The 12175-nt window shown below is 74.3% G+C and carries 8 protein-coding genes and 1 pseudogene; 6 read left to right on the top strand and 3 right to left on the bottom strand.

The window, feature by feature from the left end:
• Positions 1 to 1193 precede the first annotated feature (1193 nt).
• The 3 genes and pseudogenes from guaA (at position 1194) to SM793_RS02110 (ending at position 4062) form a co-directional block, all read left to right on the top strand.
• On the top strand, positions 1194 to 2789 hold the full coding sequence (guaA, locus tag SM793_RS02120) for a glutamine-hydrolyzing GMP synthase (protein ID WP_320436237.1): 1596 nt from the start codon (positions 1194 to 1196) through the stop codon (positions 2787 to 2789).
• A 196-nt stretch (positions 2790 to 2985) separates the two neighbouring features.
• Positions 2986 to 3573, top strand: a pseudogene (locus SM793_RS02115) (DoxX family membrane protein); the annotation flags it as partial.
• Between the two features lie 48 nt (positions 3574 to 3621).
• Positions 3622 to 4062 (top strand): Rieske (2Fe-2S) protein, encoded by a 441-nt coding sequence (locus SM793_RS02110; RefSeq protein ID WP_320436247.1) that lies wholly within the window; start codon positions 3622 to 3624, stop codon positions 4060 to 4062.
• A 43-nt stretch (positions 4063 to 4105) separates the two neighbouring features.
• On the opposite strand, the gene SM793_RS02105 is transcribed toward SM793_RS02110, so the two are convergent.
• Both SM793_RS02105 and SM793_RS02100 read right to left on the bottom strand, forming a co-directional pair.
• Complete coding sequence (locus SM793_RS02105) at positions 4106 to 4321, bottom strand: hypothetical protein (RefSeq protein ID WP_320436236.1); 216 nt, start codon at positions 4319 to 4321, stop codon at positions 4106 to 4108.
• Entirely contained in the window at positions 4318 to 5868 is a 1551-nt protein-coding gene (locus SM793_RS02100) for a PspC domain-containing protein (protein WP_320436235.1), read from the bottom strand. Before SM793_RS02100 ends, SM793_RS02105 begins: the two co-directional genes overlap by 4 nt.
• Positions 5869 to 6000: 132 nt before the next feature.
• On the opposite strand from SM793_RS02100, the gene SM793_RS02095 reads away from it, so the two are divergent.
• The 3 genes from SM793_RS02095 (at position 6001) to pcrA (ending at position 10977) form a co-directional block, all read left to right on the top strand.
• Positions 6001 to 7530, top strand: a complete 1530-nt coding sequence (locus SM793_RS02095) for a PspC domain-containing protein (RefSeq protein ID WP_413815851.1) — start codon at positions 6001 to 6003, stop codon at positions 7528 to 7530.
• Complete coding sequence (locus SM793_RS02090) at positions 7523 to 8200, top strand: response regulator transcription factor (RefSeq protein WP_320436234.1); 678 nt, start codon at positions 7523 to 7525, stop codon at positions 8198 to 8200. The genes SM793_RS02095 and SM793_RS02090 overlap by 8 nt, the downstream gene beginning before the upstream one ends.
• A gap of 143 nt (positions 8201 to 8343) precedes the next feature.
• Entirely contained in the window at positions 8344 to 10977 is a 2634-nt protein-coding gene (gene pcrA, locus SM793_RS02085) for a DNA helicase PcrA (RefSeq protein WP_320436233.1), read from the top strand.
• A gap of 97 nt (positions 10978 to 11074) precedes the next feature.
• Here the strand turns inward: pcrA and SM793_RS02080 are convergent, their stop codons facing one another.
• Positions 11075 to 11908: a M23 family metallopeptidase gene (locus SM793_RS02080; protein ID WP_320436232.1), complete on the bottom strand. Its 834-nt coding sequence runs from the start codon at positions 11906 to 11908 to the stop codon at positions 11075 to 11077.
• Between the last annotated feature and the right edge of the window lie 267 nt (positions 11909 to 12175).

Raw genomic sequence — 12175 nt, 5'->3', positions numbered from 1 at the left:
CTCCAGGGCGGCGAGTTCGAGCCGTGCGGTGGCCGGGTCGGCGCGGTCGACGGCGCCGGCGGACGGGGCGGCCCGGCCCGGCGGGGGGGGCGGGGGGGCCCGCGGCCGCCCCGGGGGCGGGGGCCCCCCCCCCCCCCGCCGGCCTGGCCGGAACAGAAAGCCGACCGGGACAGGGAGCCGACCGGGAACGGACCCCGGACAGGGCAAAGGGCCCCGCGGGGGAACGGGGCCCTTTGTCGCTCAGCACCCGGCGTCAGGGCGCGCCGGTGCTGGGGTGACGGCGCCGGGGGAGGAACGCCGTCCGGTCAAGCGGTCGATGGGTCGCGCGTCACCCCGGCTCCGGCGGGGTGGGCCGGCGCGCGGGCGCACAAGGCCGTGGCGGTGGTCCCGGGCGCATGCTTGCGTCGAGCCTTCGCTCACGGAGCGTGAGGTGATAATCGTTGCCACCGCAGGTCTCGGCGGCAACGACCGGCACTCCGCGGATGGCGCTCAGGCCGTCGGGAGAACCTCTTCCATGCAGCATCGTGCTGGACGAAGGGCTTGCTCTGCAACCGATTCGGCATGATTCGGTACAGGCCGTTTCCGGTCGGGCCGGTCGTCGGGCCGGGCCGGGGCGGTCCGGCCGGGGCCGGACGAGGCGAGGGCAGGCCGGTGCCGGTGATCACGGTGTGTAGCGGCGCCGGTCGGAGCGCACAGAGACGCGCGTAGCGGCGCGGGTGCGGGGACGGGGGTGCGCCGGGATCGCGCCGGGTGCGGCGGCCGGCTCCGGGCGTCCCCGGCGGCCGACCGCCCCACCTCCTTGGTCCAGTCGCGGCCGGGTTCGCTGTCCCCTGCTGGCCGGCCGCAGCACCCGCGCACGGTCCCACGGCGCGCCGCTCCCCGGTCTGGCCGGTTCCGCGACGGCGCCACGCGCGCCGGTGGACTGGGTTGAGCTCCACGCGTGGTCCTGCACTGCCGTACGGGGCGCCCTGGCCGGGGCGTGGTGACGCGTCTGGCGAACGCGGCGCGGTCGTACGGTCCGCCCGGAGCAACGAACCGGCCGCCGGGGCGGTCACGGCCACGGGGGCGGGCAGACGAGTGAAACCGGCCGGCCCGGTAGACTCGACGGCAGACCCCCGCCTGTCGCCCGGCGCCCACCCCCCGAGGAGCGCGCCGCGTGCGGCACCTTTCGTACCGCTGCCGGAAGGCCGTCTGTGTCCTCTGCTACTCCCGTCCAGTCCGTACCTGAGACCGACACCGTCCTGGTGGTCGACTTCGGTGCCCAGTACGCCCAGCTCATCGCCCGACGGGTGCGTGAGGCCAGGGTCTACAGCGAGATCGTGCCGAGCAGCATGCCGGTCGCCGAGATGCTCGCCAAGAACCCGAAGGCGATCATCCTCTCCGGTGGCCCGTCGTCGGTCTACGAGGACGGCGCGCCGCAGCTGGACCGCGCGATCTTCGAGGCCGGCGTGCCGGTCTTCGGCATGTGCTACGGCTTCCAGCTGATGGCCAAGACGCTCGGCGGCACCGTCGACAACTCCGGCGCCCGGGAGTACGGCCGTACCCCGCTGGTCGTCTCGCGCACCGGCTCGACCCTGTTCGAGGGCGTTCCGGCCCAGCACTCGGTGTGGATGTCGCACGGCGACGCCTGCTCGGCGGCCCCGGAGGGCTTCACCGTCACCGCCTCCACCGACGTGGTGCCGGTCGCGGCCTTCGAGAACGACGAGGCCCGGCTCTACGGCGTCCAGTACCACCCCGAGGTGTTGCACTCGGACCACGGCCAGCAGGTCCTGGAGCACTTCCTGTACCGCGGCGCCGGCCTCGCCCCCACCTGGACCACCGGCAACGTGGTCGAGGAGCAGGTCGCGCTGATCCGCGCCCAGGTCGGCGACAAGCGCGCCATCTGCGGCCTGTCCGGCGGCGTCGACTCGGCGGTCGCGGCCGCCCTGGTCAACAAGGCCATCGGCTCCAGGCTCACCTGCGTCTACGTCGACCACGGTCTGATGCGCAAGGGTGAGACCGAGCAGGTCGAGAAGGACTTCGTCGCCGCCACCGGCGTGCGGCTGAAGGTCGTCGACGCCAAGGAGCGCTTCCTCACCGCGTTGAAGGGCGTCAGCGACCCGGAGGAGAAGCGCAAGATCATCGGCCGGGAGTTCATCCGGGTCTTCGAGCAGGCGCAGGCCGAGATCGTCGCCGAGGCCGGCGAGCACGGCGAGTCGGTCGACTTCCTCGTCCAGGGCACCCTGTACCCGGACGTGGTGGAGTCCGGCGGCGGCACCGGCACCGCCAACATCAAGTCCCACCACAACGTCGGCGGCCTGCCCGAGGACCTGCAGTTCTCGCTGGTCGAGCCGCTGCGCAAGCTGTTCAAGGACGAGGTCCGGATGGTCGGCCAGGAGCTTGGCCTGCCGGAGGAGATCGTCCAGCGCCAGCCGTTCCCGGGCCCGGGCCTGGGTATCCGGATCGTCGGCGAGGTCACCGAGGAGCGGCTGGACCTGCTCCGCGAGGCCGACGCGATCGCCCGCGAGGAGCTGACCGCGGCCGGCCTGGACCGCGAGATCTGGCAGTGCCCGGTGGTCCTGCTCGCGGACGTCCGCAGCGTCGGCGTCCAGGGCGACGGCCGGACCTACGGTCACCCGATCGTGCTGCGTCCGGTGTCCTCCGAGGACGCCATGACCGCCGACTGGTCGCGTCTGCCGTACGACGTGCTCGCCCGCATCTCCACCCGGATCACCAACGAGGTCCCCGACGTCAACCGTGTCGTGCTGGACTGCACCAGCAAGCCGCCGGGCACCATCGAGTGGGAGTGAGCACTCCCCGCCCCGGCCGGTCCTGAACCGGTTCTGAACGACCGTGCCGCCGCTCCCGTACCGGGGCGCGGCGGCACGGTCGTTCCGGGTCCACGGGCACCCGGCGGGTGGGCCCTCCCACCGAAAGCGCTCACGACCGGGCAGAATGCGTCCGGACCTGTCAGGCGGTGACGGGCCGGCGAGGAAGGTGTGGGGAATGTCGGAGGCCAGCAGCTCCGTGGCGGCCGGGGCGGGTCCGGCCGCCGGCATCGGCGACGGTACGGCCGGACCGCCCCCGGGCGCCGCCGAGGGTTCCGGTCCGGCGGGCAGAACCGGGCGGGTCGCCGCCTGGAAGGCGGCCGGCTCGCGGCTCGCGCTGCTGCCGCTGCGGCTCTTCCTCGGGGTCACCTTCGTCTACGCGGCGCTCGACAAGCTCTCCGACAGCCACTACCTGGCCGGCGCCGGCGACCCGGCCTCCTTCGTCTCGCAGACCCGCGCCGCCAAGGGCTCCAGCCCGATCTCCTTCCTGCTCGGCCCGGCCCTCGACCACCCCACGCCGTTCGCCCTGCTGGTCGCCTTCGGCGAGCTGGCGGTCGGCCTGGGCACCCTGCTCGGCCTCTGGGGCCGGCTCGCCGCCGCCGGCGGGGCCGCGATCGGCCTCAGCCTCTGGCTCACCGTCAGCTGGAACGTCTCGCCCTACTACCTCGGCAACGACCTCGTCTACCTGATGGCCTGGACGCCGCTGCTGCTGGCCGGCACCCCCTACCTGTCGGTGGACGGCTACCTCGCCCGGCGGTCCGGCCGGGACCGGCTCCGCGGCCTGCACGAGGACCACGTCCGGCGGCGGGCCCTGATGGACGGCGGCATCGCGGCCGTCGCGATGGGCGGGGCCGGGCTGCTCACCGGCTCGCTGACCGCCACCTTCGGACGGGAGGAGCCCGCCGCGAAGGCGAAGCAGCCCGCGGCCCCGGCGCCGGCCGGCCCGCCCGTCACGGTGGACGCCGCGAGCGTCCCGGTCGGCGGCTCGGCCCAGGTCAAGGACCCGGCCAGCGGGGACGCGGTCTACGTGGTGCAGCCCAAGGCGGGCCAGTACTGCGCGTTCTCCTCGGTCTGCACCCACTCCGGCTGCGTCGTCGACGCGCCGAAGAACGGGCAGCTGTACTGCCCGTGCCACGGCTCCCGGTTCGACGCGGCGACCGGGGCGGTGCTGAACGGGCCCGCCACCAAGCCGCTGCCGAAGTACCGGGTCACCAAGGAGGGCGACAAGCTGCGCCTGGGGCCGCCGGAGAGCTGACGGCCGGCCGGGGCCGGCCCCGGGGGGACCGCCCCCGCCGGGGTCAGTCCTGCCCGGGTTCCTCCGGCCGGGAGCGGCGGACCGCCGCCGCCACCGCACCGGCCAGGCCGCCCAGGCCCAGCACGATGAAGGTCACCGGGATGACGATCCGGCCGTTCACCGAGACGTCGTTCACCGCCGCGACCAGGTAGAGCACCGCGATCACGGTGAACAGGCCCCCCGCGATCAGCGAGAAGAGATCGAGCTGGTGCTTCCTCACTTCTGGACCACCTTGATGTTGCCGAGCCCGATCCGCAGCGCGAGGTCGAGCGTTCCCTTGGATGTCTGTCCGTTCGCCGGCAGCACCTGGTAGCTGTGCTTGCCCGGGCCGTCGTCGGAGCCGTCGAGGCCCGGCACCCGGACCTGGCCCAGGCCGACCTCGGCCCGTACGTTCACCGTCACGTCCGACGGCACCGTCACGGTCAGGTCCCCGGCGCCGAGTTCCACCTCGGTGGCCAGGGTCGCGCCGGCCGGGTCGAGCCCGCCGAGGTCCAGTCGGGCCGAGCCGATCCCCAGCGTGTACTTCGGCTCCAGCTCGACCGCCGTGACGGCCGTCCAGGAGCGCTCTCCGAGCAGGTTCTGCGCCGAGACCGAGGACTGGCCGACCGCGGTCAGCGCGACCGTCAGCAGCACACCCGGGACCACCAGCCGGCGGGCCCGGCCGAACTTGGCGCCGAGCAGCAGGGTCAGACCGATCACCAGCAGCGCCGTCGCCAGCACGCTGCCGGCCGCCACGGCGGTCCCGCCGCCGGCCGAGGCGGACCAGACCGCGCTGGCCGCGCCCACCGCCAGGAGCAGGCCGATCAGGCCGAGCGGGGAGCGTTCGCGCCGGTGCACCACCACGGGCGGGCGCGGCGCGGGCGGCGGGGTCGGGCGGGTCTCCTTGCGCAGCGGGTCGCCCTGCGGCAGGTCGGCCCGCTGCCACCAGGGCCGGGCCGGGGTCCCGTAGGGCGGTGCCGGGGTGCCGTACGGCGGCGCCGGCGGTGCGGGCGGTGCCGGTGCCTCCCCGCCGTACGGGTTGCGCTCGGGGTGGCGCGGGTCCCACAGGTAGCCGGTCGGACCGGCGTGCGGGGTGTCGGAGGGGACGGTGCCGGCGGCCCGCTCCCGGGCGTGCCGGGCGCGGGCGTCCTCGTCCTCCTCCTCCGGCGGCCAGCGGTAGCCGCTCGCGGCGGCCCCGGCGTACGGCCCGGCGTCCGGGAACCAGCGGTCGTACGGGCCGCCGGTCCGGTCGCCCGCGCCGTGGGCGTGCGGGTGCCCGAAGCCGTGGCCGTGGCGGCGGTTGCGCCGGCCCCGGATCCGGCCGCGCCGGCGCTCCGGGTCGTAGCGGACGGCGAGGAACACCATCCCGCCGAGCAGCAGCAGCGGGAACAGCTGGTCGCCGTCGCCCATCGAGGAGAAGAAGACGCCGGTGCCGATCACGGTCAGCAGCACCGCGCCGACCGACTGGCCGTCCACCCGGCCGGTGAGCACCCGCTGGAGCTCGGTGCGGCCCGAGCGCCCGCCGCCCTTGCCGTCCGCGCCGGGCTCGGTCGGCACGACCAGCCAGGCGAGTCCGTACAGGAAGAGGCCGAGACCGCCGGAGAGGCAGAGCACGACCGTGACGACGCGGAACACCACCGGGTCGATGTCCAGGTGCCGGCCGAGGCCGCCGCAGACGCCGGCCACCACGCGGTGGCGCTCGGCCCGGGTCAGCGGCGGCCGGTCGGGGCCGGTCCGGGTACCCGTCCCGGCCTCGGGGAGCTCCTCGGTGCGGTGGTCTTCGGTCATGTCACCATCCTGGTGGGTGCCGGAGCCGGGCCCAACCGGTCCCGCCCCTGCTCGGACCCTGACTTGTCCCTGAGAAGGGTCAGGGCCCCACCCTGATGCGTGCGGGTCCGCCCGCGTGGAACGATCGGTGCCGTGGCAGCACCCGGTTCCGATCCCCGTTCCCTCGCCCCCGAGCCCGCGTCGGCCGGGGGTGCCGACCCGTCCGTGCCCGGTGACGGGAAGCCGCCGTACCGCCGGCTGTACCGCAGCCCGCAGGGGCGGATGCTCGGCGGCGTCGCGCACGGACTGGCCGTGCACCTCGGACTGCCCGTCAGCTGGGTGCGGATCGCCTTCGTGGTGCTGTTCTTCGCGCAGGGGCTCGGCGGGCTGCTGTACGCGGCGTTCTGGTTCGTGGTGCCGATCGGCATCGGCGAGCCGGCCCCGCGCGGCGGCGGCCCGCACTGGCGGTACGTCAACGGCACCTTCGTCCCGGTGGGTTCCGCGGCGGTGGGCGGCGGGGAGCTGAGCAAGGGCGGCGGACGGCGCGGCGGGGAGCTGGGCGGGGGCGGCGGACGGCGCGGCGGGTGGATCGGCCGGATGCGCGAGGTGCTGCAGCACACGCTCCGCGGCGAGCCCGTCGAGCTGGGCGAGGCGCCGGCGGCCGGCACCCCGTCCGCCGGTACCGGCACCGGCACCGGCGCCGGCCAGCGGCAGGGCGGGCTCGGCCAGCTGGCCGCCCTGGTGATGCTGGTGATCGGCGTGATCGCGCTGCTCAACGCGCTCAACGTGCAGACCGCCAAGCCGTACACCTGGCCGCTGCTGGCGATCGGCGTCGGCGTGGCGCTGGTCTGGCGGCAGGCCGACGACTCGCGCTGGCAGCGCTGGTTCGGACTGGAGGAGGGCGAGAAGCGGCGCGGCGCCTACACCCGGGTCGGCGCGGGCGTGCTGCTGGTGGTGGCCGGCATCATCGCCTTCCTCGCCACCCAGGGCAGCGGATCGACCATCGGCTCGGTGGTCGAGGCCTCGCTGGCGGTGCTCGCGGGTGTGCTGGTGCTGGTGGGCCCGTACGGGCTGCGGATGTGGCAGGACCTCGGCGCCGAGCGCACCGCCCGCATCCGGGCCCAGGAGCGCGCCGAGATCGCCGCCCATGTGCACGACTCGGTGCTGCACACACTGACCCTGATCCAGCGCCGGGCCGAGGACCCCAAGGAGGTGCTGCGGCTCGCCCGCGCCCAGGAGCGCGAACTGCGGCTGTGGCTCTACCGCCCCGAGGCGGTCGCCGAGGCGGCGCCGGACACCATGGCGGAGAGCCTGCGGGCGGTGGTCGCCGAGGTCGAGGACCGGCACGGCGTCCCGGTCGAGGTGGTGGTGGTCGGCGACTGCCCGATGGACGACCGGATCGCGGCCCAGATGCAGGCCGCGAGGGAGGCGACCGTCAACGCGGCCAAGTACGGTGGCGGGGGACCGGTCCAGGTCTACGCCGAGGTCGAGGGGAGGACTGTGATGGTGTTCGTCCGCGACCACGGACCCGGCTTCGACCCGGACACGGTGCCCGAGGACCGGATGGGCGTACGCGAGTCGATCCTCGGCCGGATGAAGCGCAACGGCGGCACCGCACGGGTGCGGCCCGCGCCGGACGGCGGGACCGAGGTCGAGCTGGAGATGGAGAGGGCCAATGACTGAGGCAGCGCCGGAGCGCCGATCGAGGGTCGTCCTGGTGGACGACCACCGGATGTTCCGGACGGGGGTGAGGGCCGAGATCGGGCGCACCGAGACGACCGGCATCGATGTGGTGGGCGAGGCCGACGACGTGGAGTCCGCGGTCCGGGTGGTGGCCGAGACGCGGCCCGATGTGGTGCTGCTGGACGTGCACCTGCCCGGCGGCGGCGGGGTCGAGGTGCTGCGGCGCTCGGCCGGGCTGATGGGCGAGCAGGGGGGCGTGAAGTTCCTGGCGCTCTCCGTGTCGGACGCGGCCGAGGACGTGATCGGCGTGATCCGCGGCGGGGCGCGCGGCTACGTGACCAAGACGATCACCGGGACCGACCTGGTCGACGCGATCTTCCGGATCGGCGACGGCGACGCGGTCTTCTCGCCGCGGCTGGCCGGGTTCGTGCTGGACGCGTTCGCCGCGACCGACACCCCGCCGGTGGACGAGGACCTGGACCGGCTCACCCAGCGCGAGCGGGAGGTGCTGCGGCTGATCGCGCGCGGGTACGCGTACAAGGAGATCGCCAAGCAGCTGTTCATCTCGGTGAAGACGGTGGAGAGCCATGTCTCGGCGGTGCTGCGAAAGCTCCAGCTGAGCAACCGGCACGAGCTGACCCGCTGGGCGACCGCCCGCCGGCTGGTCTGACCGCCGGCCGACCTGCGCCGCTCTGCCCCTGCCCTGCCCTGCCTTGCCCTGCCCCTGCCCCGCCCGTTCGGTCGGGGGCCGGGTGGGGGCCGGGCGGGGGTCGGGCGGGGTTGTCGGTGGGTGGCCATAGACTCGTCATTGCCATGAATAGCCTCTTTGACGACCTCCCGCTCCCCGGTTTCGAGGCCCCTGCCGCCGGGTCGAAGCAGCCCGCGCCGCCGATCGACGAGGAGCCGCCGCCGTACGAGGACGACGTCCCGTACGACGCCTTCGAGGAGGCGATCCCCGAGGGGCTGTTCCAGACCGACCAGGCCGCGCAGGCCGAGCGGGACGCCTTCTACCGCAACGGCGCCGCCCGCCCGGTGATCGACCCGGCGGCGCTGCTGGAGGGCATGAACGACCCGCAGCGCGAGGCCGTGCTGCACGCCGGCTCGCCGCTGCTGATCGTGGCCGGCGCCGGCTCCGGCAAGACCAGGGTGCTCACCCACCGGATCGCCCACCTGCTCGGCGCCCGTGGTGTGCAGCCCGGTGAGGTCCTGGCGATCACCTTCACCAACAAGGCGGCCGGCGAGATGCGCGAGCGCGTCGAGCAGCTGGTCGGCCCGCGCGCCCGGGCCATGTGGGTGTCCACCTTCCACAGCGCCTGCGTGCGGATCCTGCGCCGCGAGTCCAAGCTGCTCGGCTTCACCTCGTCGTTCTCGATCTACGACTCGGCCGACTCGCAGCGGCTGATGGCCCTGGTCTGCCGCGACCTCGACCTGGATCCGAAGCAGTACCCGCCGAAGTCCTTCACCTCGAAGGTCAGCAACCTCAAGAACGAGCTGATCGACGAGGAGACCTACGCCGACCAGGCCGCCAACCCGATGGAGAAGAAGCTCGCCGAGGCGTACTTCCTCTACCAGCGGCGGCTGCGCGAGGCCAACGCGCTCGACTTCGACGACATCATCATGACGACGGTGAACCTGCTCCAGGCCTTCCCCGACGTCGCGGAGCACTACCGGCGGCGGTTCCGGCACATCCTGGTCGACGAGTACCAGGACACCAACCACGCCCAGTACATGCTGGTCCGGGAGCTGAGCGGCGGCGCGGTCGCCGCCGCGCCGAAGCGCACCGTCGACGGCGACCTCGTCGACCCGGCGGCCGGCCGGCTCGCCGAGGTGCCGCCCGCCGAGCTGTGCGTGGTCGGTGACGCGGACCAGTCGATCTACGCCTTCCGCGGCGCGACGATCCGCAACATCCTCCAGTTCGAGGAGGACTACCCGAACGCCACCACGATCCTGCTGGAGCAGAACTACCGCTCCACCCAGACCATCCTGAGCGCGGCCAACGCCGTCATCGAGCGCAACGCCAACCGGCGCGCCAAGAAGCTCTGGACGGCCGGCGACGACGGCGAGAAGGTCGTCGGCTACGTCGCGGACGACGAGCACGGCGAGGCCCAGTTCATCGCCGACGAGATCGACCGGCTCACCGACGCGGACGCGGCCAGGCCCGGGGACGTCGCGATCTTCTACCGCACCAACGCGCAGTCCCGCGTCTTCGAGGAGGTGTTCATCCGGGTCGGCCTGCCGTACAAGGTCGTCGGCGGGGTGCGCTTCTACGAGCGCAAGGAGGTCAAGGACGTCCTCGCCTACCTGCGGGTGCTGTCCAACCCCGAGGACACCGTGCCACTGCGCCGGATCCTCAACGTGCCCAAGCGCGGCATCGGCGAGCGTGCCGAGGCGATGATCGACGCGCTGGCCGCGCGCGAGCGGATCTCCTTCGCGCAGGCGCTGCGGCGGGTGGACGAGGCGTACGGCATGGCCGCGCGCTCGGCGAACGCGGTGAAGAAGTTCAACGAGCTGATGGCCGGGCTGCGCCAGGTCGTCGAGTCCGGGGCGGGCCCGGCCGCGGTGCTGGAGGCGGTGCTGGAGGAGACCGGCTACCTGGCCGAGCTCCAGGCCTCCACCGACCCGCAGGACGAGACCAGGGTGGAGAACCTCCAGGAGCTGGCCTCGGTCGCCCTGGAGTACGAGCAGGACCCGGGCGAGCGCCCGGACGCGGGGGAGGACGGCGCGCCGCCGGTCGGCTCGCTGCCCGACTTCCTGGAGCGGGTGGCGCTGGTCGCCGACTCCGACCAGATCCCGGACGACGAGGGGCGGGGCGTCATCACGATGATGACCCTGCACACCGCCAAGGGCCTGGAGTTCCCGGTGGTCTTCCTGACCGGCATGGAGGACGGCATCTTCCCGCACATGCGGGCGCTCAACCAGGTCAAGGAGCTGGAGGAGGAGCGGCGGCTCGCCTACGTCGGGCTCACCCGGGCGCGGCAGCGGCTCTACCTGACCAGGTCGGTGCTGCGCAGCGCCTGGGGGCAGCCGGCGTACAACCCGGCCTCGCGATTCCTGGAGGAGATCCCGGAGTCGCTGGTGGAGTGGAAGCGCACGGGGGGCGCGCCGGCGCCGGCCGCGCGCGGCTTCTCCTCGGGGTCGTCCTGGAGCGGGCGGTCCTCGGGCGGTTCGGGCGGTTCGGGCGGTTCGTCGCGCGGGGGCTCCGCTCGCGGTACGGCGGCGGCCTCGCCGAAGGCGGGCTGGGGGCAGTCGGCACGTCGTGCGGGCGCGGCGGTGGAGCGCGAGGTGGTCGGGCTGGCGGTCGGCGACCGGGTCACCCACGACACCTTCGGCCTGGGCACGGTGGTGGCCACCAGCGGGGTCGGCGACAAGGCGCAGGCCACCGTGGACTTCGGCACGGAGGGCCGCAAGCAGCTGCTGCTGCGCTACGCGCCGGTGGAGAAGCTCTGACCTGAGCCGGGCCGGCCTGGGCTGGGCTGAGCTGGCCTGGGCTGGGCCGGGTCTGAGCTGGGCCTGGGCCGGCCGGGGTTGCTCGGCCCGCGCCGCCTCAGCGCGGGTCGAGGCCCTGGGCGAGGAACCAGGGCAGGGGGTCGACGGGGGCGCCGCCGTCGGCCGGGCGGATCTCGAAGTGCAGGTGCGGGCCGGTGCTGTTGCCGCTGCTGCCGACGAAGGCGATGACGTCGCCCGCCTTCACCGTGCCCTTGCGGATCTTGTACGACCGCAGGTGGCAGTACCAGGCCTCGGTGCCGTCGGCCATCTTGAGTATCGTCATGTAGCCGTACGAAGGGTTCCACTGGGTCCGGACGGTGCCGTCCGTGACGGCCATGACGGCGGTGCCGCCGTCCACCGGGAAGTCGATGCCGGTGTGCCGCTTCGCCCAGTGGGTGCCGGCCGCGCCGAAGACCTCGCCCAGGCCGTGCTGGGCCACCGGCATCACGATCCGGGGGCGCTCCGGCGGGGCCTGGTCGGTCGTGGTGGCCTGGGCGGCCGTCTGCCCGGCGGGGTCGGCCCCGGCCTGGGTGCCGGTGAGCGGCTGGCGGGCGTCGCCCCGGGAAGCCTGGGCGGCGCCGGCCGCGGCGAGCGCCTGCTGGGCTGCCTGGGCGGCTTCGGCGTGCTGGGCCTCGGCGTTGTCCGCGGCGCCGGCGGTGGTCTGCTCGGGGATCCGGCCGGCCGCCTGGGCCCGCTGCTGGTCGGCCTCGCCCTGGACGGTGAAGGCGGCCGCGGCCGCGACACCGAGCGCGGCCACCGAGGGCAGCGCGACCCGCAGCAGCGCCGTCCGGGTGGCGGCCTTGGCGGCGTCGCGGCGCTGGGCCCGGGACTGCTCGCGGGCGGCGACGCGCAGCTCCGCACGGGTCGGGCGAGGTGCGGCTTCGGGAGCCATCGCGGCTGCCTCCTCGGGCGCGTCGTCGGGCGAGGGGGTAAACGACCGAGACTGTAGCCGCAAGCCGGACATCCGGACAAAAGTCCGGTTGTCAAGGGGCTGTGGGCGTGCGGTTGCGGGGTAGAACAGCGGAGGGACGGCGGGCGCCTGTGATTTTCCCCTCCTCTTGAGGGGCGGCGGGCCCAACCGGGACGGGTGACGCTAACCTCCCCTCAGGTTGGTTATTGCTCGTTAACCCCGCCCCGTGCCCACAAGGCCCGGCGGGGT

The organism is Kitasatospora purpeofusca (genome assembly GCF_034043715.1).
GTDB lineage: Bacteria > Actinomycetota > Actinomycetes > Streptomycetales > Streptomycetaceae > Kitasatospora > Kitasatospora purpeofusca_A.
Note: the sequence above shows the minus strand (reverse complement) of the source record. Positions and strands in the feature narration are given on the sequence as shown.